The sequence below is a fragment of the Propionispora hippei DSM 15287 genome (assembly GCF_900141835.1).
Classification (GTDB): Bacteria; Bacillota; Negativicutes; order Propionisporales; family Propionisporaceae; genus Propionispora; species Propionispora hippei.
Genome location: NZ_FQZD01000008.1, coordinates 1 through 22,480 on the forward strand (window position 1 = coordinate 1; position 22,480 = coordinate 22,480).

Here is a 22,480-nt window from a genome sequence, read left to right on the forward strand (position 1 = left end):
CATCAATTCCTACTGCGTTCATAAAGTACACTCCCATTACAGATTTGCAATTGGCGGCCCAGTCTTCTATCGTTGCCGATTCTGTCTGTTTGGTGACACGGACGCACTGGTGAACAGTGGTTCTACCTGCATAAATCGAACGCTGTGAACGAGAGGCTGGCTGACTGGCTTATAACCGGACGTGGTTAGTCCTTGGAGTGATACGTCGGCCTACTGCTCTCTCATTCTAACAGCTTAGGCAACAATGCGGTGAATAACATGGATGTCCATGTTTTGAACCGTAAATATATAGTAACAGGAGTGATCATGGATGAAGAAAAAGATAATTTTGACATGGCTGCTGGCATTGGCTCTGGCAGCAACAGCCGGTACGGGCTTTGCCGCCAGCAGTTTTGTGGATGTCAACGAAAAACACTGGGCTTATGATTCAATTAATAAATTAGTCAGTACCGGGGTAATTGAAGGCTATCAGGATGGTTATTTCCGGGGTGATAAACCGCTGAGTCGCTATGAGTTTGCGGTAGCAACCGCTAAAGCGATTGACAATTATAATAAAGCGGACGATGCGGAAAAATCGGAAATTCTTAAATTAGTTGCCGAATTTTCTAAGGAACTGGACAGCATTGACGCCCGTTTAGGCAAGGTGGAACAAAAAGTGGGCAGCGTTAAGTTCAGCGGTGATTCCCGAATCCGCTATCAGCATAATTACGGACTCAATGGCAAGTCCAACGGCCAAGGCGCTGATGCGTCGAGAAGCCAATTACGCCTGCGGTTGACCGGCGATGCCGTGCTTGATCAAAACTGGTCGGTAAGCACCCGCTTCGGAGTGCAAAATACCACCGGACAAACGGCCGGCGCGGCGGGGGTCACTCTGCCGGCCGGAGCCGAGCAAGGCAGTAATAACGGCCAGGTTTTCTTTGACCGGGCCGAGTTTAAATACAGTAAGGATGCTTTTACCGGGACCATTGGGCGGTCAACTTTGTTTTTAGGCCAGGGCTTGCTGTATGATTTCGCCTTTGATGGGTTCACGGCAGGCTATGCGTCCGGTAAACTGACCAGTAAATTGCTGCTCGGTGACGCCAGCCTGACCCGCTCGGCCTGGGCGCAAAATGTCAGCGGCGGGGCAGGGACTGCTTGGAACCAGACCGAGAAGTTCTGGGGAGCTGACTTTAAATATGCCTTTAATCCGAAACTTTTCGCAACGGCAACGGCATACCAAAGTACTACCGCGGGATATCCTTATAAAGATATAGCGCTGGGCATCAATGCTACGCTTGGTGATTTCCGGCTGTTGGCGGAAGGGGTCAGAAATACGTATAACAATTATGGCAGCAGTCAGTATCAAGGAACGACAACCAGCGCTGATGCTCAAAAAAATGGTTACTGGGTTGATCTGCGCTGGAAGTTTGCCGATGTGAACAAACCCGGTTCCTGGTCGACTAACGTGCGGTATGTCAGCTTAGGCAAGGACGCTATTGACGGACCGCCTACCACTTTGAACTGGGTTGGTTCCTCGACTATCGCCAATGGCGGTGGTACGGCAGCGGCAAGCGGTTACGGTATTAAGGGTTATGAACTGGGCGGTGACTATATTTTAGCCAAAGGAGCCGATCTGAGGCTGGCGGTAGGAAAATATAAGCCTTATGACAAGAATTACGCCGGCTTTGATTCGTATAATACGGTGGCTACGGCAACCTTATTCTTCAATTTTTAAAGCGGTTCGCACTTTTGCGGCCTAGCGATTCAAAGGGTTAGTCTAAATAACAACCTGTCGGAGGAAAACAGTTGCTTTCCGGCAAAAACGGTAAGGTAAATAAAAAAGGTCTTGGGAAGCGTTGACAAGAAATATAAAGATTGGTATTATATTTTTATATTCTAACGGGTAGCCCAAGGCCGATCAGACACACTGAAGGCTAAAGAGTTTTCATAGACGAAAATTCTTTAGCCTTTTTTATTTCCCAGTGCTGGAGCTTTTGACGGCAAAGGCGTTATAAAAAGGGCATAGCAGAAGCTGATCGGTCTTACAGACAGAAGGCTAAACAAGTTCGTTTAACGGACCTGTTTAGCCTTTTTTGTTCATGTGAGTAAAGTAGGGAGGATGATTATGGAAGAGGACTTGTTTCCGTTATTGGCAGCCGGGTTGGGACAGACGGTGTATATGGTGGTTATGTCGACGCTGTTTGCCGTGTTGCTTGGCCTGCCTTTAGGAATATGCCTGGTCGTTACGGCAAAAGGGCATATTATGGAGGCACCTTCGGTGCATAAACCGCTGGATACCTTGATTAATGCCACCCGTTCGTTTCCCGATCTGATTTTGATTGTGCTGCTCCTGCCATTGGCTCGCTGGCTGGTGGGGACTACACTGGGAGCGACCGCCGCTGTGGTGCCTCTGTCGATGGGAGCCGCCCCTTTTGTTGCCAGGCTGGTGGAAAGCTGTTTGAAGGAGGTGGATAGGGGGAAAATTGAGGCTGCCTTGGCCATGGGCGCGTCTTCGCTGCAAATCATTTATAAAGTGTTAATTCCCGAATCGCTTAGCTCTTTAGTTAGAGCATTTACCATTGCCGTCATTACGATAACCAGTTTTACGGCAACCGCCGGGGCGATTGGCGCCGGCGGGCTGGGCAGCCTGGCCATACGTTTCGGGTATATGCGTTACCGGGACGATATTATGATCATGACGGTCATCGTATTGATTATTTTGGTGCAGAGTATGCAGTGGGCAGGCAACCGTGTTGCCACGGTTTTGGACAAACGAAGACAGGGGTAGGTTAACCTATAACAAAGGAGTCGATAAAAATGAACAAGAAGCTTATTCTGGGTTTGGCATTATTAGTCTTGGCCATGGGAGCCGTCGCCGGCTGCGGCAACAATAAGGAAGCTGCCGCAACCAATAGCCAGCCGGCTAAAAAAGTGCTTAAAGTAGGGGCAGCGGTGGTACCCCATGCTGAAATTTTGAATTTTATCAAACCGGCTTTAGCTAAAGAGGGCGTTGATTTGGAAGTTGTCGTACTGGATGATGAAGGACAATTGAATCCGGCGTTAGCGGAAAAGCAGATTGATGCCAACTATTTTCAGCATGTTCCTTACCTGGACTCGGTAAGTAAGGAAAAGGGCTACCAATTTACGGTAACGGCTAAAGTGCACGTGGAGCCGATCGGATTTTATTCGCAAAAGATAAAAGCAACCGGTGAATTAAAAGAAGGAGCCCAAATCGCCATTCCTAATAATCCTTCTAACGAATATCGGGCTTTAGTCCTGTTGCAGAAAAACGGATTAATTAAATTGAAAGAAGGCATACCGGATTTTAAGGCTACACCGCGTGATATTGTGGATAACCCGAAAAAGCTGAACTTTGTTGAAGTGGATGCCGCTCAGTTGACCCGGAGCCTGCCCGATGTGGATGGCGCCGTGATTAATACTAACTGGATTTTGGAGGCTAAAATTGATCCTAAGAGTGCTTTGTTTAGAGAAGAAGCTGATTCGCCTTATGCCAATGTCGTTGTTGTCAGAAAGGGTGAAGAAAATCGCGAGGAAATTAAGAAGCTGGATAAGGCTTTGACTTCGCCGGAAGTTAAGAAATTTATCCAGGATAAATACGGTGTCGCTGTAGTTCCAGCCTTTTAAGCCAGCCCTGAACTTTTCTAATGATGTTTTTTACATAGAAAAGAGCCGCAGTTTCCTGCGGCTCTTTTTCGCATAGGGCGGACGGCAGACGAAAAAAGCTAGTTGGCGTTAACCAGGCAGCAGGCTAACCGTTACCAGCGTGTTTGCTCAAAATATGTCTCAATCCACTGCAATGTCTGCAGGTAGAGATCGGGAATTTCCAACTCGCTTATATGAAGGCGGGCTGCGTAGGCAGAGACAGCTTCCCATTCGCCTTTTTCATAAGCACTAATAAGGCGAAAAATGATGCCCAGCGAGTGGTCGGAACCGGCGAGAGCCAATTTGATTTCCTCAGTAATTGGCAGTTCGGCTAAAACCTCGTCCAGTGGCCTCTGGAAAAAACAGTCCAGCAGGGAGAACATGCCCATCGTGAAAGCGTGGGAGATCATATCGGGCGGCAGGTTCGCTTTGCGGGCCAGGTTTTCCCCGAATTTCGCCCGGATAACGGATAACACCATGATTTCTTCCGGCCTGTCCTTGCCCAGTTCACGCAAAATCAGCAAAAACAGCCATTGACGGATTTGCTGCGCTCCCAGCAGGACGAGTGCCTGCCTGACCGAGTCGACGGTCTTCTTGAAGCCGAAGTAGGAAGAATTGATATATTTTAACAGCTTAAAGGAAAAGGCCACGTCGTGCTTGATGATTTGTTCCATCCGCTGAAAATCCATATCGGGACGGCCCAGTTCGTGTAAGATGCGCATATACTGTGTTTTGTAGCTGGGCACGTCCTCGCCGGACAGTACCTCAGGTTTGCTGAAAAAATAACCCTGGAAGTAAGTATAGCCCAAGGCCACGGCTTCTTCAAACTCGGCTCTGGTTTCCACCTTTTCTGCCAGAAACTTAACCTTGGGGTTGTTGACGCGTCGGATGATTTCACTTCGCTCTTTACCGGTGGTCAGAATAAAATCTACTTTGATGATGTCTGCCAGGGTAAGCAGGTCGCAGTATTTTTCGTCAAAAATAAAGTCGTCTAAAGCAAGTGTATAGCCACAGCGCTTAAGTTGTCTGCACAGGCTGAGCAGTTCTTCATCAGGTTCAACGGTTTCTAATATCTCAAGAACAATGGAATGGGGCGGAATCTGGCGGGCCAGTTTTTTTAAGCTGTTGCGGGTAAAGTTGACAAAAGCCGGTTTTTTTCCGGTTGCTTTATCCATGCCCAGCAGCAGGAAGGCGCCGGAAATAACGGAAGCTGTTGCTGTATCATCATCTTCACCGTCATAGACGGGGGAATTTCCTGAACGGAACAGCAATTCGTAGGCGACAACATTTTCCTTCTTATCAAAAATCGGCTGTCTGGCCACAAAAATTTTCATTACAGATTCACATCCTACTATTCAATTTCATAAGGGCGTATTTTCAAACTAACGGAATGATCCATGGCGAGTGATTTTGGCGCCAGACGAGGCAACATGTTGCGGGAATAGTGGCCCCTATTTCAAAACATGTTAACGAAGTATGGCACAAAAGCGCCGCAGGGGACGTTTCGGATAGCTTGAAGACACACCCTAAAGGACTGCTGATTTATCGCCTTGCGCGTTCAGCGGTTCCTTAAACTCCGGCCGTAGTTCTAATGTTATAAAGAATAGAAAGGGTATCTGAAAAAACATCATAAGAGAAAGGCCATTCGGTACAGTGTATGCCGCAGACTCGCGGCTTGTTCCGGTAGTGTGGCCGCTTGGTAAATGTTGATAAAACCAGCGATCCTTAGAACCATCTTATTGTATATGGGGCGGAATGTCTAGTACTTTGTCAAACCAGGCAGATCTAAGTAGTTCAATGGCTGGCTGAATTTCCTGCCTGGGTATTTTGGAAAAATATAAAATGATTTGCGGCAGCTTGCCGGGCGGATTCTCCCAGTAATATTCTTCAATCGGGACTACGCGGCAGCCTTGCTGGCGGGCGCGGGTCACCAACTCTCCGGTGGATAAGGTCGTCTGGAGGTTCAAAATCGTGTGAAGACCGGAATCGGTCATATTAATTGTGGCCCGGTCACCCAGGCAGCGCTGGATGGTCTCATAAAAGAGCAGACTCTTTTCCTGATACAGCTTACGCAGTCGCCGGATTTGCCGTTCAAAATGCCCGTCCGCCATAAAAGCAGCCAGAGCAAGCTGTTCCAGGGTGGAAGCCGATTGGTTATACAGGGCGGAGTTCTTTTGATACAGATAGAGCAGGCGCGGCGGCAGTACCATATAGCTGATACGGATGGAGGGGGGAATAAGTTTGGACAGGGAGCCTACATAGATAACGGAGCCATCCCGGTCCAGTCCCTGCAGTGCCGGAATGGGCCGGCCGAAATAGCGGAATTCGCTGTCGTAATCGTCTTCAATAATCGTCCCTTGGGCGGTTTTAGCCCAGGCCAGGAGGCGGTGGCGTTGGCCGATAGGCATGATATAACCGGTGGGAAATTGGTGGGACGGACTTAAGTAAACCAGCCGGGTCTGGCTGGTTTGCAGCTCCTGCATATTCAGGCCGTCCGCGTTCATGCCGACGGGAATAATAGTGAAGGAATTGTCCGCGAAGATGCGCCGGCCGTTTTTAAAGCCCGGTTCCTCGAAGGCGATGCTGGTATGCTCCGGTTTCAAAAGACTGCAAAGCATATGGAGCAGATTTTGCACACCGGCGCCGATCACGATTTGCTCCGGATGGGCTGTTACGCCGCGGGAGCTTTGCAGATAACGGGCCAGCTCCTGTCTAAGCTCCAATTCTCCCTGGTAATGGCCGTAGCCGGTTAACTGGTCAGGGCGGGCGAATACTTTATTGATATACCGTTTCCACAAGGGAAAGTTAAAGCCGTTGCCGTCCATTTCACCGCTGGCGAAGTCATAGCGGATGGGCGGTGCAGGCGGCGGATTGACGATCCGGGCGGCCGGCAGGGGATTCTTGGCGACCGGTGCTACGCTGGGTTCAAAAGGACTGACAGTATAGCGGGAGCGATTGCCATTTTCAATATAGCCTTCGCTCATAAGCTGCAGATAGGCTTTTTCCACCGTGATTTTGCTGATGGTGAGTTGTCGGGCCAGACTGCGGATGGAGGGCAGTTTCTCGCCGGCGGTAAGGCTCCCCTGTTCAATTTGGCGCCGAAATTGCTGATATAGCTGGATGTACAGCGGTTCGGGCAAGGTAGGATCAAGTAATAGTAAATCCATAGTCAAACTCCTTTATAAAAAAAACTGTACCTATTAAAAAATATAAAACTGTATATTTTAAAGGGAACAAATATATTTTATACTATACATGTTATTTTTTAAATACAGGAGGCATTGATTTCTATGACTATTTATAAAGCACTGGCAGTAGCCGGTTCGGATACAAGCGGCGGCGCCGGCTTGCAGGCCGACTTGAAGACCATGCAGGAACTGGGCGTATACGGAATGACGGCGATCACCGTCATTGTAGCACAAAATCCCCATAACGGCTGGGCTCACGATGTGTATCCCTTGCCGCTGGAGGTATTGGAAGCTCAAATGGAAACCGTACTGGCCGGTATCGGCGTGGATGCGCTGAAAACAGGCATGCTGGCCAGCAGCGAGGTCATCGCGCTGGTAGCGCGCAAGATTGACCAGTATTCGGTTAAAAATGTAGTCATTGATCCGGTGCTTGTCTGCAAGGGCACTGACGAGGTGTTGCACCCGGAAGCGGCCGTCAGCATCCGTGAGGAGCTGGCTCCCCGGGCAGCCATTATTACTCCTAATATTTTTGAAGCAGGCCAGTTAAGCGGCATCAAACATATCCAGTCTATTGAGGAGATGAAGGCTGCTGCCGAGGCGATTCACAAGCTGGGACCCCGTTATGTTTTGATCAAAGGCGGCGCCAAGTCCGGCTTGGACACGGCGGTGGATGTGCTGTATGACGGCAACCGCTTTGAAACGCTGGAATCACCGCTATTTAAGCAGGCCTATACGCACGGTGCCGGCTGCACCTATGGATCGGCCATTACCGCCGGCCTCGCCAAGGGCCTTGATGTCCCTGCCGCCGTACGCCAGGCGAAAGCCTTTATCACGAAGGCGATCGAGCACTCGTTCCCGCTCAATCAATATGTCGGGCCGACCTATCACGCGGCTCACCGTCTGAAATAACGGAGAGACCGGCAGAAAAGAGCCTGTTTCAATAAAAAAGTTTCGGTAGCCTGTTCGTTCCCCGTTCGGCCTTTCCGGAAAAATACGTTCCGCAGGATGAAAAATTTTTGGCTTACGTTAAGAAATCCGTCTGTGCCCTTTGGGTAGTTGTTTGAGCGAAGCGAGTTTACGGATTTTAGTAAGCCAGAAATTTTTCAAGTATTTTGGAGGTAGGCCTAGCCTTTTTGGTCCTTTTGGGGCAATGCCAAAAGGATGTTATGCTATTTTGGTGACAGCCTTTTCTGTTTAGTAAGCATATACAGGCAGGCTGCCATGGCTATAGGAAAGGAAGGAAAAAGTATGAAACAACAAGCGTTCAGCCAGACAAAACAACTGGCCTATGCCGCGTTAGGCATTGCTCTCGTATTTATTTGTACATCCTTTGTTAATCTTCGTCTTCCCATTGCCGCCAACGGCGGACTGATTCATTTGGGAAATGTGCCGCTTTTTATTTTCGCCATTCTTTACGGCCGTTGGACCGGCGCTTTGGCCGGTGGCATCGGTATGGCTCTGTTTGATGTAGTGGGCGGCTGGTTTCTGTGGGCTCCCTTTACCCTGCTGATTGTCGGTCTGATGGGATATACCGTTGGCGCTATCGCCGAACGGAACCGGGCTATGAAGGCTTATTTTCTGGCGCTGATCGCCGCTTGCCTGATCAAAGTGGTTGGCTATTACGGCGCCGAGGGAATTATTTACGGCAACTGGGTGGCGCCACTGACCTCCGTCCCCGGTAATTTGGTGCAGATCGGTGTGGCGGCGGTTGTCGCCCTGCCGGCGGTGAAAAAGTTGCAAAAATATGTGGCTGCACCAGCGCAGCAAGGCACTGTGCTTTCCACTAACAAGTAAAAATAAAGGCTTTTGCCTAGGTCCGCGGGGACTTGGCAAAAGCCTTTGTTTTTCGGTTTTAAATCTGATAGTCGTATACCGGTTTGATGCAGCGGGCAGCCTGACCGGCCTTGGCATCCCGGATGACCCCGTGATCCAGGGCCAGCCTGCCGTTGAGGAAGACATATTCGATTCCTTCGGGCGGAACGTCGGGCAGACCGAAATCGGCCTTGTCGATCAAGGTTTTTATGTCGAAAACGACAAGGTCGGCGTCCATATCTTCCCGCAGGCGCCCCTTGGTATGAAGTCCCAGCGTTTCGGCCGGCAGCAGGGTAGCCTTGCGAACTGCTTCCATGAGCGTCAACTCATACCGTTCGGCCACCATCTTCTTAAAATAGCGAGGAAAACTGCCGGCGATTTGCGGGTGCCCCTCGCCGGGGGCATAAGCGCCGGTATCGGTGGACGGCATGGCAAAGGGGTGGGTCAGGGCCAGATAAATTTCCTCTTCGATGCCGGTGAGCACAACCACTGCCGTATGCGGCGCCTGGGTGCGCAGTTCGTGATACAAGGCTGGCGTCAGCCGCTGTCCGTTATACGGGCCGGTGATGGCGACGATATCCTGCAGGTCCCAGCCGTTGTCCCGGATATAGTCTTCCTGGAACAGGGCGGCGCCGATATGGGTGGCCCATTGGGTGTACATCCCACTGTCGAAGCGGACATCCAGGCCGTCGGCGCGGGCCCGGTTGATAACCGCCAGCGCCTCTTCCATCATGCCGGTGCCGTATTGATAGACCAGATGGGAGATTTGGACCCGGGCGCCGGTATGACGGGCTATATTGACGGCTTCTACCAGGGAATACATATCAATCCCGGTAGCCATCCGGGTGTCAACGGCGACGATCCGGCCGTAGCGGGCGGCCAGTCTGCTTAGGCGGGACACTTCCTCGTCCGAGCTGCCCGGTGCATAAGCCAGGCCCAGTGACAGGCCGCAGGCCCCCGCTTCAAAGGCTTCTTCCACCAGATACTCCATTTTGGCCAGTTGCTCTGCCGTGGCCGGCTGCATGGGATCTTTGATGCCCACTTTATCCCGGAGGCTGAAGGAGTGGCCGATGAGTTCGGCCTGGTTGACAATAAAGCCGTCTTTTTCCTGTTTGGCGAAAAAGCCGTTAATATCCAAAGGACTAAAGCCGCAGTTGCCGCCCACCGTTGTGGTAATCCCCTGTCGCAGCGATAACTCGCCGCAGTAGGCGTCCAGTTCTACATGGCCGTGAATATCAATAAAGCCGGGGCAGACGATTTTGCCCGTTATATCCAATTGCCGGACACCTGGTAGTTCGGTTTTGCTGATGGCGGCGATTTTTCCGCCGCTAATACCGATATGGCCGGTAAAACGGACCAGCTTCTCCGGGTCAATAAGAATGCCGTTGGCAAGCACAAGGTCAAACATATTTATCACCATCCGAAGGGGGTATACTTTGCAAATAATAGTGGTTGAATCGTAGCATATTTCCCGCAAGCATTCAAGCCAAAGAACTAATAAATTTTTATATAGGCAGGTAAAAAAAGTAAATGCATCTTATTACAACCGTATTGACGTAGCGCAGGGAACTTGCTATAATTTAACTCAATAAAAGAATAAGCTAATCAGAAAAACTGAAGGCTAAAAGTTTTTTCCCAGGGGAAAATCTTTTGGTCTTTTTTGTTTTTCATCGATTACGCTTGTCAATGGCGCGGCTGATCAGGAACTTAACTGAAGGCGCGAGGGAAATATCTGTGCCCTTTAGCCCTAGTACTTTGCCATCTTATCCAATGATTTAAGTGACGCAGAGTACAACAGTATGTTAATCAAGGAGGAGTTATATGTCAGATCATCCTACTGCCAGAAAAAATGTTACAGCCGAAGTGCGCAGTGCGCGGAGTCCGGGAAGAAATACCCTGGGAAAGCAGCTTCAGCACCAGGTACTGGAGATCGTAAATCATTTTTTATTCTCCGCGGAAAATGGCTATTTGATTTTGACAATACAGGACGGCGTTGTTGTTAAAGTTGAAAAAACGGAGAAATATATCATCACCAATAAGAGCCGGGAAACAGGCTATGTAAAATACGGCAAACCTGTATCCGTTCATCCGCTGCAGGCACAGATTGTTACCGAACTGCAAAAAATCCAGTATGGACAACTGGTTATCCGGTTTGCCAATGGTAAAGTGGAACAAATTGAAAAAACCGAAAAACGTCGGGTTCATGAAGTGGAAGGAGTCCATGGCGATGGAATATAACTGTATTATCCATTTTTAGCATTAAACACTATTTTTTGAAAAAAATGCTTGCATTTTAAAAACTTTTGAGTATAATAAACAAAAGAGCTATTATTTAATATTCATATGCTGATTAGTTATCAAGCTAAAGGCCAGAGGCATTTCTGCGGAAATGTTCTTCTGGTCTTTTTTGGTTTATCGGAAACCATACATTTTCTGATAGGCGTAAGTGCAACCAAGGACTAGCGTTATGGCATAAAGCTTGCCGCTAACCGGGTTCTAAATTTTAAAACACAGGGGGATAAAAATGAGTAAAAAGATTAAGCAGATTGCTATTTATGGTAAAGGCGGGATTGGCAAGTCAACAACCACTTCCAATATCAGCGCGGCACTGTCCAAGCTGGGACTAAAGGTTATGCAGTTCGGCTGCGACCCGAAGGCTGATTCGACCAATACGCTGCGGGGCGGTACGTACATTCCCACTGTGCTGGATACCTTGCGGGAGAAAACGCAGGTTAAGGCGGAGGATGTTATCTTTAAAGGGTTTAACGGCATCTATTGCGTGGAGGCCGGTGGGCCGGCGCCGGGAGTAGGCTGTGCCGGACGCGGTATCATTACCGCCGTGCAGCTTTTAAAACAACTGAAGGTATATGAGGAACTCGACTTAGACGTGATTATCTATGATGTCTTGGGCGATGTAGTATGCGGCGGCTTTGCCGTTCCCATCCGCGAGGGCATTGCCGAGCATGTGTTTACCGTCTCGTCGGCCGATTTCATGGCCGTGTATGCTGCCAACAATCTGTTCAAGGGGATTAAAAAATACTCCAATTCGGGCGGCGCCCTGCTGGGTGGTTTAATTGCCAACTCGATCAATGCGCCCTATGCCAAGGATATTGTCGATGATTTTGTTGACCGGACCCAAACGCGGGTTGTCGAGTATATTCCCCGTTCGGTAACGGTAACCCAGGCCGAGCTGCAGGGTAAGACGGCGGTAGAAGCCTCGCCTAATTCCGAGCAGGCTAAAATTTACGGAAAACTGGCCCAGAAAATCATTGATACCACCGAATCCAAAGTGCCGTCACCGTTAGACACTTCGGAGTTGCGCGAGTGGGCAGCCAAATGGGCTGATCATTTACTGGCCCTGGAAACAGGGGAAGTGCGCGGCAAAGCGGCGGCGATTTAACAGGAAAGAGTGGTTCCTCAGGCAAGAAGCTGATCAGACCCGACTGAAGGCTGCAGAAACAGACGATTTCTGCAGCCTTTTTATTAGGATTTGGCAATGGGAGAGAAAGAGGTGATAGTATGAGTTGCGTTTGCCCGGGAAGTATGAGTCAGACAGTTTGGGAAAAGACCCAAAGGCATCCTTGCTATTCCGCCGAAGCGCACAGTAAATACGCGCGTATTCATTTACCGGTGGCGCCCCGGTGCAACATCCAGTGCAATTACTGCAATCGTAAATTCGACTGTGTGAATGAAAGCCGGCCGGGTGTTACCAGTGAGGTATTAACGCCTGAACTGGCCAGGGAAAAGTTTGTCTGGGTCCGTGAAAAGGTGGCAGACCTGAGTGTGGTGGGGATTGCCGGGCCGGGCGATGCGCTGGCTGACTGGCCGGCGACAAAACAGACAATCCAGGCGATACAGGCCATTGCGCCTGAGGTGGTTTTCTGCCTGTCCACCAACGGATTGTTGCTGCCGGACTATGCGGCCGAAATAGTAGAGCTGGGGATTCATCATGTTACCGTTACGCTGAATGCGCTGGACAGCGAGATTGGCGCTAAGCTATATCAGTTTATTACCTATCAGGGCCGCCGCTACGAAGGGAAAGCAGCCGCCGAGCTCTTGCTGAAGAACCAACTGGCCGGCATCCGGTATTTAACCGGACGCGGCATACTGGTAAAGGTAAATATGGTGATGATCAAAGGCATCAACGATCAGCATATTCCGGAGGTTGTAAAAAAGGTTAAGGAGCTGGGCGTATTCGTTACCAATATTATGCCGTTAATCCCGGCACCGGGCAGTAACTTTGAACATTTTCCGCAAACCAGCATGAAAGAGGTCAATGAACTGCGAGATCGTTGTCAGGTTGATCTGCCGCAAATGCGTCACTGTCAGCAATGCCGGGCCGATGCCATCGGTAAGCTCCACGAAGACCGTTCCCAGGAGTTTCGGATGGTAACCTATACGGGTGAGACGAAAAAGATATACAATCCGGTAAGAAAGCAATACCGGATTGCCGTTACTTCCAAGTACAACAAGCTGGTGGATCAGCACTTCGGACATGCGACAGGCTTTACGATTTATCAGGGCGACGGGTATACCTTTCAACCGCTGGAACAGCGCTCAGCCAGCAAGTATTGTTCGGGTATGGCTGATTGCGAAGACGGCGAAAGCAGACGGGATCAGACTATCGACCTGTTGAGAGATTGCGATGCGGTGCTCACCATGCGCATCGGTCCCCATGCCAAAGATAAGCTAAGCTGCCGGGGTGTTACCGCTATCGAATATTGTGACAGTGTGGAAAATGGCCTGCGTTACGCGGTCGAAGTGTTAATTAAGCAGGAGGCAACGGAGTATGAAAGAGGTATTGCGTCAACTAAGCGAACGGCTAATTGATATGTCCGGGGTGATTCTCTTTTTTCTATTATGGGAGATCCTTCCCAGGCTGGGAGTGCTTGATGCTCAGTTCATTCCGCCTTTCTCCGCGGTGCTGCAGGCTATTGTCAAGCTGTTGGCCAATGGGGAGCTGTTTATTCATATGGCGGCGAGCCTGCAGCGTACGTTGCTGGGGCTGCTGCTGGCCCTGGTCCTTGCCATCCCGGCAGGATTTGTGTTAGGCGGTGTTTTTCCCACTCTGTCCCGCCATGTAAGGCCGTTGCTGCGCCTGCTGGGACAGATCAATGCGTTCTCCTTGTTTCCTATTTTTATTCTTTTTTTCGGAATTGGCGAAGTTGCCAAAGTCAGCATTATTTTCTGGTCCACCATTTGGCCGGTGCTGTTTACCACGATTGCCGGGGTGCAGCAGATTGATCCGTTATATATTAAAAGCGCCCGTTCGGTGGGCGCCGGCCGGCTGACCATTTTCACCCGGGTGCTGCTGCCCGGTGCGGCACCGGTCATCTTTACCGGAATCCGTACCGGAGCCTCTCATGCCTTTCTGATGTTGATTGCGGCGGAAATGATCGGTGCCAGCGCCGGACTGGGCTGGATAGTGCATAATTCATCGATGAATTTCGTGATTCCCCGTCTGTTTGCCGCGACGATTATCATTGCCTTGCTGGGAATGGCGATTAACTATTTTATTTACTGGCTGGAGGAAAATCTTCTGGAATGGAAACAGTAACCGGGTTTAGTGGGCTTGTTCGTTGGAATTTTGCTAAAGAAAGGAGTGGTGGTGATGGAAGTGATCTGGAAAGAAGCATCTTCAAGCCGAAAAAAGTTGTTGTCTGCGCAAGGTATTGCCCGGTGGTTTGGCGACGGCCTGTATACGAATAGCTCCATTATCGTTTTCCTGCTGCTGTGGGAAATCGCTCCCCGCGTCGGTTGGGTGGAACAAACCTTTATTTCGCCGCCGTCGGTGGTATTGGAAACCTTGCGGGAGCTCCTGCTTGACGGAACGTTGCTCAAGCATATCGGTGTCAGTCTGGGGCGGGCGCTGGGGGGCTTTGCTATTGCGGCAGTTGTCGGTATTCCGCTGGGCTTTTTTCTGGGAGGCTGGTTTAGGCTGTTTGAACGGATTGCCACACCGGTTTTGCGCCTGTTAAATGCCGTCAATCCTTTCTCCCTCTTTCCGGTATTTATCTTACTGTTCGGTATTGGCGAGGTTTCCAAGGTGGCCATGATTATCTGGGTTTGCGTCTGGCCTGTATTGCTGCACACCATTACCGGCGTTAAGGAAACTGATCCTTTGCTGATTAAATCGGCCCAGTCTATGGGCGTCAAAGGCAAGGAGCTGTTTTATAAAGTGATATTGCCGGCGGCGGCCCCCGCTATTTTTCACGGCCTTAAAATGAGTTCGGGCGTAGCCTTCTTTATGCTGATTGCGGCGGAAATGATCGGCGCCAGCAGCGGTTTGGGCTGGCTGGTCTGGAATGCCCAGATCAATTATCAGATTCCTATTTTATTTGCCGCTACCGTGGTCATAGCCGTATTGGGGCTCAGCCTGAACTACCTGTTTGGCAAGCTGGAGCATAAACTGATTAGCTGGCAGGAACATACACCGGAATATTAGGGATTTATCAAATTGATAAAAAAGGAATGAAGAAATATGGCGGAAAAAAAGACAGTGAAAAGTATTATTGCCGGCCTGGTAGGATTGGCGATTATCGGCGGTATCGCCTATGGTGCTAACTTTGCCGATAAACCGGTCAGCGGTGGCGGAGGAGCTAAAAGTGCGCAAACAACCGACGCGAAGGATAACTTATTCCCCATAAAGACCTGGTCAAAAACCAACTGCGAATCCACCCCCTGGGTAGTGGCGGATTTAAAGGGTTTCTTTGCCGAAGAAGGACTGAAGATTGTCTATACCGGCGATACACAGCCGGCCCAGCAAATCCCGTCGGTGCTCAATGGCAACAATGATGTAGGATCGGCCCATCCCAATACCCTGGCCGTGGCGATAGCCGGCGGCGCGAAAATTAAGGGCGTTGTCCGGGCCGGGATTGATCCTACCCCCGACCAGGACCCCAAACTTCGCCATATGTTCTGGTATGTCAATCCGCAAAAGGATGGCCATATCCATTCATTTAAAGATGTAAACAGCAAAGAAGGGACAGTTAAATTTTCGACGATTACCAAGAACATCTGCGCCGACTTTTTAGCCGGCCAAATAGCTGATAAACAGGGACTGGACCGGAGCAAAATTGAATGGGTATCCATGCCGGACGTGCAGGCCGTACAGGCGTTGAAGCAGGGCCTGGTCAGTGTGGCCGGGGTGCATCCGCCTTACTATAAATCCATGGAAGATGCCGGCATGGTCAAAATAGCCGACAGCCTGGATGCCGGCTTGGGTGTAGGCGGTGGCGTAGGGTATTACTACTTTACCACCGACTTTATTGACAAAAATCCGGAAATCATTAAAAAATTCGCCAGAGCCATTGCCAAGGCCCAAAAATGGGCGAATGACAATCCGGAAGAGGCCCGCAAAATGACGGAGGACTGGATTCATGTACCGGTTAATGCCACTCATTATTATGCTACCGATACCAAAATAGTGGAAGAAGAAATTGTACCCTGGATTCAGGACCTGGAAGCCAATAAGGTTATTCCGCAAGGCAAGGTGAAGGCTTCCGATTTGGTGATTCATTCGTTTGACAGTTGATGCTTGGCAGGGAGGGCCTGCCGGGGTATAAGTAAGCGGTGTCATGGCGGTTGCCCGCAGCGGTGACTGCCATGACAGTATATTTAGTGAAGTGGATAGAGGAGGTGCCATTAGCTATGGCGATTAATTTAGAGCTTCCCGAAGTAGCCATCCGGGAGAACCGTCTGGGCTCCATTACCGGTTATCAGGGTACTATCCGGGATTTGGGAACCCGTGTATCAGGCTGTTCATTGCAAAATAAAGGCAGGTGCTTCAGCCAGGCCAGTGCCTGCAGCTCCGGCTGCGCGCAAAACTACTTGTCCGGCATTGTTGATGCGGCGGTGGTCAATCACGCGCCAATCGGCTGTGCCGGCGACAGTGCCGGGGCCAATGAACAGGATAAATGGGGTCGTAAGGTCAGAGGTCTGGAGTACCGGAATATCAATATTCTTAATACCAATATGGTGGAGGAGGATACCGTTTTCGGGGCGGTTGCCAAATTGAAAGACGCGGTGCGGGAAGCCTACCGGCGGTTTCAGCCGAAGGCTATCTTTGTTACCACCTCCTGCGTATCAGGCATTATCGGCGAGGACATTATCAGCGCGCTGGATGAATTGAGAGAAGAGATTCCGGTGCCGTTGACGCCCGTTTTTTGCGAAGGGTTTAAATCACAAATCTGGGCTTCCGGCTTTGACGCGGCTTTTCATGCCATCTTAACGGGAATTGTCAAACCGCCGGAAAAGAAAACCAATAAGGTCAACCTGATCAATTTCCGGGGCAGCGCCCGTCAACAGATTACGGCTATGCTGGCCCAGTTCGGTCTGGAGCCGGTATTTATGGTGCCCTATAGTTCGATAGACGAACTGGCGCGAACCTCCGAATCGGTGGCGACCATCAGTATTTGCGGCACGCTGGGGGGCTACTTCGGCAATGCCCTGGAACAGCAATACGGGGTTCCTTATGTGAAAGCGTTGCAGCCTCACGGTATAACAGGGACGGACAACTGGCTCCGGGAACTGGGGAAAATTGTCGGCAAGGAAGCGGCCGTGGAAGCTTATATTAAGGAAGAAAAGGACCGCATCGCCGGAGAACTGGCCGAACTGCGGGGAAAACTCAAAGGTAAAAAAGCGGTTGTCGGTATGGGCCCCAGCTTTGCCCATGATTATATCCGGACGCTGCAGGAACTGGGCGTTGAGATTATCTGGGGAGCCTCCTGGCACTACGATCCACAATATGACAGCGGCCAGTCGCCGGAAACGGTACGGCATTTGCTGGAAGGAACCGAGGACATACCCTTTAGCGTGGCCGATCAGCAGGTGTTTGAAATGATGAATCTGCTTAATAAACTGAAACCTGATTTATATATCGGCCGCCATCCGGGCATGACAGTCTGGGCTACAAAACTGGGCATTCCGTCGATTATGATTGGTGACGAATATACCGCCTATGGCTATCAGGGACTGGTGGATTTTGGTTTTCGGGTGCTGGACGCTTTGACAAACCGTAATTTTGTCCAAAAGCTGTCAGCCCGGGTCACCCTTCCTTATACCGACTGGTGGATGGAGCAGGACAGCTTTACTTTTTTACAGGATGAGGTGGGATAATGTCGCGATTTGTAGAGCAGGTACGCCATGTATGCGCCTTAGGCGGCTATCAGTCGGTACTGGCTATTGAAAAGGCAGCGCCTATTTTGCATGCCGGACCGGGCTGCGGTCAGAAGTTATGGCGGACCCTGGGCTCGGCTAATGGCTGCCAGGGGTCGGGTTATGTCGGCGGCCACTCGGTGCCATGCACCAATATCGGGGAAAAGGAAGTCATCTTTGGCGGCGATGACCGGCTGCGCGATATTGTGGGCAATGCTCTTAAAGTCATTGATGCCGGGTTGTTTGTCATTCTGACCGGCTGTACTTCCGATATTGTCGGCGACGACGTAAGCGAAGTGGCCCGCAGGTTTCAGGAACAGGGCAAGCCGGTGGTGGCTGTGGAAACAGGCGGCTTTAAAGGCAGTAATTTGTTTGGCCATGAGCTGGTGCTGGATGCGATTATTGAACAGTATTTGCAGCCGGCCGCGGAAAAAGAGGCCGGGTTGGTGAACATCTGGGCTGTTGTGCCTTACCAGGACCCTTTCTGGGTGGGGAACCTCCGGGAGATTGAAAAGCTGGTAGCGCTGCTGGGTCTGACGCCCAACATTATTTTCGGTCCGGGCAACGGGCTGGAGGCCTTGCAGCGGGTACCGAAAGCCCAGTTTAATTTACTGGTCTCTCCCTGGGTAGGCCTCAAAAATGTAAAACATCTGGAGGCAAAGTTTGGCACGCCTTATCTGCATTATCCGGTGCTGCCGATCGGGCCGACCGAAACGGCGAACTTTTTACGCACCGTAGGAACCTATGCCGGAATTGAAGGCAAACGGGTGGAAAAAATCATTAACAAACTGGAGCAGGATTACTACTATTACATTGACCGGGCTGCCGATTCCCTGCTGGAAACGCAGATGATGCCCCGGCGGTTTGTTTCCATTGCCGACAGTTTCTACGCGCTTGGCGTAGCCCGTTTTTTAATCAATGATTTGGGTTTGCTGCCGGAAACCCAGTATATCACCGACGGCGTTGCCGAAGAATACCAGGACAGCATAACGGAGGAATTTAAAAAATTTGAGGACGGCATTGAGGCGAAGGTGATTTTCAGCAATGACGGCGGTGAAATTCATGAAGATATCCGCAAGCTTACCTTCCGCAGCCGGCCCCTCATCCTGGGCAGCGCCTGGGACCGTGTTTTATCGCGGGAAATTAACGGCTATCAGCTTTCCCTGGCCACACCGGTTACCAACCGCCTGGTGCTAAACCGCTCCTATGTAGGCTATGAAGGGGCCTTGCGGCTGGTTGAGGATATCTATTCCTTGGTACTGGAAGATTTTCAGTAACCGGTTTTTTGACGTTGCTTCCTCTATATTTGGGAAGCCGGCTACCCTCCACAAAGGTCTTGCATTGTACATGGGCCGGCTTCCCATTTTTATCATTCCTGACAAGACCGGTTTGTTATGACAGGCTGTGGACCGCCGGTCCGGTACCCGGCAGACAATATTTTCGCTTGACAAATAAATAGGGATCATTATAATTAAAGAAAATAATGAATGAGAGCATTTGCTGATCAGAATAACTGAAGGCTAAGGTTAGTACCCTCACTAGGGTATGCCTTAGCTTTTTTCATACTCCCGTGCCGGACTTTGCGCGATAGCGGCAAAGTTCTGAGCAAGTGCACGGTATTCATTAAGTGAATAACGAAGTGATGACGGCAGGGCAGCGGTCTTGAAAAAGAAGACTCGACTGCCAAGCCGCCGGCTATGATAGTTGACTGGTCAGTATATCCATACTGAAGGCAAAGAAGAATCCTTTACGGAATCCTCTTTGCCTTTTTTGTTTTAACCCGATTACTTTTATCTGGGAGGCAAGTATATGAGCAAATTTATTGACCGGCCGCGTTATTTGTGCACCATGGGCGGTGCGGTAGCCACGTTGAATGCCCTGCCGCGGACCATATCCATCCTGCATGCCGCTGCCGGCTGCGGCGGCAACTTTACCAATGCCTTAAACGGAGCCGCCGGTTATCTGGGCAGCAGTTACTGTGCCGGCCAGGCCTTGCCCAGCTCCAATATCTACGAGAAGGACATTGTCTTTGGCGGCGAGGAGCGTCTGGAGGAACAGATCGCCAGCACGCTGGAAGTGGTTGACGGCGATTTATATTTTGTTGTAACAGGCTGTATGGTGGATATTATCGGTGATGACGCCGTTGCCGTAGCCAATCGGTTCCGCCAGGCGGGAAAACCGGTGCTGGCGGCCGAGACAGGCGGGTTCAAAGGCAACTCGTATCAGGGCTATGATATTGTTCTCAGCAAATTATTCCGTGATTTTGTTACCTCTAATCCGGTGAAGGAAGAGAAGACGGTGAACCTGTTTGGCCTGGTTCCGGTGCAGGATGTATTCTGGAAAGGCAACCTGCAGGTCTTGAAAGCGCTGATTCAGAAGCTGGGCTATCAGGTCAACACCTTTTTTGGCGAAGGGGAAACACTGGAAAACCTAAAATCTGCGGCGGCAGCCCGCTTGAATATTGTTGTATCCGATGTGTCCGGCGTGGAACCGGCTAAGGTATTTGAAGAGGTGCATGGCGTGCCCTATGTGATTGCCCCGCTGCCCATCGGGCCAACCGGCACGGAGGAGTTTTTGCGCACCGTCGGCAAAGCGCTGGATATTCCCGGCCAGGAGCTGGGAAAAATCATTGCCGGTGAAAAGAAGTGTTATTATGATTACCTGGTGCGGTTAGCCGATGTGTATAACGATCTTGATTTTCAGCGCTACAGCGTAGTCGTAGCCGATGCCAATTATGCGTCGGCGTTAACCAAATTTTTGGCCGATGACCTGGGCTGGCTGCCGGAGCTGGTGGTAATCACTGATGATCTGGAGGAGGCGGAACAGGAGTCGGTAAGAAAGCGCTTTCAGGGGTTGTACGGGGTTGAGCCGCAAGTGATATTCGATACCGATACGGCCAGTGTGGGCAAGCATTTTAGCAAGGCCTGGCCCCGGAACCGGAACAACCGATATTTTGATTCGTTTAGTCCGGCGTTTGTCTTTGGCAGCAGCCTGGAAAAAGATTTTGCCGATACCCTGGGGGCCGCTCATTTAAGTGTGGCCTATCCCATCTCCAACCGGGTAGTGCTGGACCGGGCTTATGCCGGGTATAGCGGGGCCTTGCGGTTGACCGAGGATGTACTGGGAATATTGGTAAGCAATCGATAAGGAAGGGAGCCGGTATCAATGGATTATATACAGGAAAAAGCGCCCCCGGTGCGCGAGGACCGCTTAAAGGCCTGTAATGCCTACGGTGGACCGAGCGACCGGTTGGTAGATCAATCAAAAAAGGGTTGTCTCAACGGGATCAAACGGAAATTCGCCCAGACCCAGGGCTGTCAGTTGAATTTAAGCCTGGCGATTTTAAATACCATCCGCGATGCCGTGGTGATTGTTCATGGTCCGGTGGGCTGCGGTGGCGGCAGTCTGGCGCAGGCGGGCATTAACAAGGGGTTTCAGCAACTGCGTGATAGCAGTGCCCGGGGTCTGATCTGGGTGAATACCAATTTAAGAGAAGCCGAAGTTATTAACGGTGGCGAAGACAATTTGCGTGAGGCTATTTTACATGCTGAACAGGAATTCCGCCCCAGCGCCATTATCATTGTAAATAGTTGTGTGCCGGCCATTATCGGCGATGATGTCGACAGTGTGGTGGAACAGGTGCAAAAGGAAGTAAAGGCCAAAATTGTGCCGGTCCATTGTGAAGGCTTTAAAACGAAAATTATGGCCAGCGCCTACGACGCCGTCTATCACGGCATATTGCGCAATTTGATTGAACCTGATCCGGTCGATGAACGGCTGGAGCGGGATGAACAGGAAATATTTCTGGAAAAGTACCGCATCAGCCGCACGGTCAACGTATTAAATGTTTCTTCCATGAGCCGCATTGACGAATATGAATTGGTACGGCTGCTGCAGGCGCTGGATTTGAATCTCAACATTCTGCCCTGTTATGCTCATCCCGAGGATTTTAAAAAAGCGACTGAAGCGGCCTTAAATGTAAGTATTTGCGCAACCCATGACGACTATTTTGTTGAACATCTGAAAGAGAAATACCATATTCCCTTTATTCTCCGGACCATTCCGATCGGTGTAAAATACACCAATCGCTGGATTCAGGACATTGCCGAATTTTTTGGTATGGAAAAAGAGGCAGCGCGGTTTATTGAGCAGGAGGTCAGGCAGTTGGAAGAAGCCCTAGCCCCTTACCGGGAGTTGTTCAAGGGCAAACGGGTGCTGGTCGGCGGCGGGGAAATCCGTGTCGTGGCCAATGCCGAACTGCTCCAGTATTTAGGGCTGGAAGTCATTGGGCTGCGGGCCTACCATTATGATCAATTCGGCGATGAAATGCTGGGTGAACAGGAGGCTATCCAGCAGATTCCCTTTAATGTCGCTACCGGGCAGCCCTTTGAAATGGCAAACCTGGTACACAGGCTGAAACCCGATGTGTATGTCGGCCATGTGGGCACCAATGCCTGGGCCGCCAAACAGGGTATTCCCGTTATTCCTCTTTTTCACCAGAGCCAGCTCTTTTTGGGGTATGCCGGCGTATTTGAATTTGCCCGCCGGCTGGCCAGAATTCTCCGGAATCCGGCGTTTAACCGGAGCCTGGGGCAAAATGTCCGTCTGCCGTACCGGGATGACTGGTATGAAAAGGATGCCTTTTCGTATATTGATGAAAGCAATGCTTGAACAAAGAGATA

The 22,480-nt window shown here is 50.5% G+C and carries 18 protein-coding genes; 15 read left to right on the top strand and 3 right to left on the bottom strand.

The window, feature by feature from the left end; genetic code table 11:
- Nucleotides 1–310: 310 nt before the first annotated feature.
- From F3H20_RS05535 to F3H20_RS05545, 3 genes are all read left to right on the top strand, one after another.
- On the top strand, nucleotides 311–1,714 hold the full coding sequence (locus tag F3H20_RS05535) for an S-layer homology domain-containing protein (RefSeq protein WP_149733964.1): 1,404 nt from the start codon (nucleotides 311–313) through the stop codon (nucleotides 1,712–1,714).
- 390 nt (nucleotides 1,715–2,104) lie between these two features.
- The gene (locus F3H20_RS05540; RefSeq protein WP_091748289.1) at nucleotides 2,105–2,767 is read left to right on the top strand and encodes a methionine ABC transporter permease; all 663 of its coding nucleotides are present in this window, start codon (nucleotides 2,105–2,107) and stop codon (nucleotides 2,765–2,767) included.
- Nucleotides 2,768–2,796: 29 nt separating this feature from the next.
- Entirely contained in the window at nucleotides 2,797–3,624 is an 828-nt protein-coding gene (locus F3H20_RS05545; protein ID WP_149733965.1) for a MetQ/NlpA family ABC transporter substrate-binding protein, read from the top strand.
- Nucleotides 3,625–3,755: 131 nt separating this feature from the next.
- Here the strand turns inward: F3H20_RS05545 and F3H20_RS05550 are convergent, their stop codons facing one another.
- Nucleotides 3,756–4,976 (bottom strand): EAL and HDOD domain-containing protein, encoded by a 1,221-nt coding sequence (locus tag F3H20_RS05550; protein ID WP_091748283.1) that lies wholly within the window; start codon nucleotides 4,974–4,976, stop codon nucleotides 3,756–3,758.
- Nucleotides 4,977–5,378: 402 nt separating this feature from the next.
- The gene (gene pdxR, locus F3H20_RS05555) at nucleotides 5,379–6,809 is read right to left on the bottom strand and encodes a MocR-like pyridoxine biosynthesis transcription factor PdxR (RefSeq protein WP_149733966.1); all 1,431 of its coding nucleotides are present in this window, start codon (nucleotides 6,807–6,809) and stop codon (nucleotides 5,379–5,381) included.
- Between the two features lie 123 nt (nucleotides 6,810–6,932).
- Here pdxR and pdxK point away from each other — a divergent pair, with 123 nt between their 5' ends.
- Nucleotides 6,933–7,739, top strand: a complete 807-nt coding sequence (pdxK, locus tag F3H20_RS05560; protein WP_091748277.1) for a pyridoxine/pyridoxal/pyridoxamine kinase — start codon at nucleotides 6,933–6,935, stop codon at nucleotides 7,737–7,739.
- Nucleotides 7,740–8,078: 339 nt separating this feature from the next.
- A complete protein-coding gene (locus tag F3H20_RS05565; protein WP_149733967.1) occupies nucleotides 8,079–8,624 on the top strand; it encodes an ECF transporter S component in 546 nt (181 codons plus the stop codon).
- Between the two features lie 58 nt (nucleotides 8,625–8,682).
- On the opposite strand, the gene F3H20_RS05570 is transcribed toward F3H20_RS05565, so the two are convergent.
- Nucleotides 8,683–10,050 (bottom strand): N-acyl-D-amino-acid deacylase family protein, encoded by a 1,368-nt coding sequence (locus F3H20_RS05570; protein ID WP_223191638.1) that lies wholly within the window; start codon nucleotides 10,048–10,050, stop codon nucleotides 8,683–8,685.
- Between the two features lie 413 nt (nucleotides 10,051–10,463).
- Between F3H20_RS05570 and F3H20_RS05575 the strand changes: the two genes are divergently transcribed.
- The 10 genes from F3H20_RS05575 to F3H20_RS05620 all read left to right on the top strand — a co-directional run bounded on the left by F3H20_RS05575 (nucleotide 10,464) and on the right by F3H20_RS05620 (nucleotide 22,469).
- A complete protein-coding gene (locus tag F3H20_RS05575; RefSeq protein WP_149733968.1) occupies nucleotides 10,464–10,880 on the top strand; it encodes a DUF2292 domain-containing protein in 417 nt (138 codons plus the stop codon).
- A 286-nt stretch (nucleotides 10,881–11,166) separates the two neighbouring features.
- Nucleotides 11,167–12,042: a nitrogenase iron protein gene (gene nifH, locus F3H20_RS05580; RefSeq protein WP_149733969.1), complete on the top strand. Its 876-nt coding sequence runs from the start codon at nucleotides 11,167–11,169 to the stop codon at nucleotides 12,040–12,042.
- 119 nt (nucleotides 12,043–12,161) lie between these two features.
- Nucleotides 12,162–13,472 (top strand): nitrogenase cofactor biosynthesis protein NifB, encoded by a 1,311-nt coding sequence (nifB, locus tag F3H20_RS05585; protein ID WP_149733970.1) that lies wholly within the window; start codon nucleotides 12,162–12,164, stop codon nucleotides 13,470–13,472.
- A complete protein-coding gene (locus F3H20_RS05590; RefSeq protein ID WP_149733971.1) occupies nucleotides 13,432–14,199 on the top strand; it encodes an ABC transporter permease in 768 nt (255 codons plus the stop codon). The genes nifB and F3H20_RS05590 overlap by 41 nt, the downstream gene beginning before the upstream one ends.
- A 54-nt stretch (nucleotides 14,200–14,253) precedes the next feature.
- Complete coding sequence (locus tag F3H20_RS05595; protein WP_149733972.1) at nucleotides 14,254–15,087, top strand: ABC transporter permease; 834 nt, start codon at nucleotides 14,254–14,256, stop codon at nucleotides 15,085–15,087.
- A 36-nt stretch (nucleotides 15,088–15,123) separates the two neighbouring features.
- A complete protein-coding gene (locus F3H20_RS05600; RefSeq protein WP_149733973.1) occupies nucleotides 15,124–16,176 on the top strand; it encodes an ABC transporter substrate-binding protein in 1,053 nt (350 codons plus the stop codon).
- A 116-nt stretch (nucleotides 16,177–16,292) separates the two neighbouring features.
- On the top strand, nucleotides 16,293–17,759 hold the full coding sequence (locus F3H20_RS05605) for a nitrogenase component 1 (protein WP_149733974.1): 1,467 nt from the start codon (nucleotides 16,293–16,295) through the stop codon (nucleotides 17,757–17,759).
- Nucleotides 17,759–19,075 (top strand): nitrogenase component 1, encoded by a 1,317-nt coding sequence (locus F3H20_RS05610; protein WP_149733975.1) that lies wholly within the window; start codon nucleotides 17,759–17,761, stop codon nucleotides 19,073–19,075. Before F3H20_RS05605 ends, F3H20_RS05610 begins: the two co-directional genes overlap by 1 nt.
- A 532-nt stretch (nucleotides 19,076–19,607) precedes the next feature.
- Nucleotides 19,608–20,945, top strand: coding sequence for a nitrogenase component 1 (locus F3H20_RS05615; RefSeq protein WP_149733976.1), 1,338 nt, complete (start codon nucleotides 19,608–19,610; stop codon nucleotides 20,943–20,945).
- Between the two features lie 18 nt (nucleotides 20,946–20,963).
- The gene (locus F3H20_RS05620) at nucleotides 20,964–22,469 is read left to right on the top strand and encodes a nitrogenase component 1 (RefSeq protein WP_149733977.1); all 1,506 of its coding nucleotides are present in this window, start codon (nucleotides 20,964–20,966) and stop codon (nucleotides 22,467–22,469) included.
- Nucleotides 22,470–22,480: the final 11 nt, after the last annotated feature.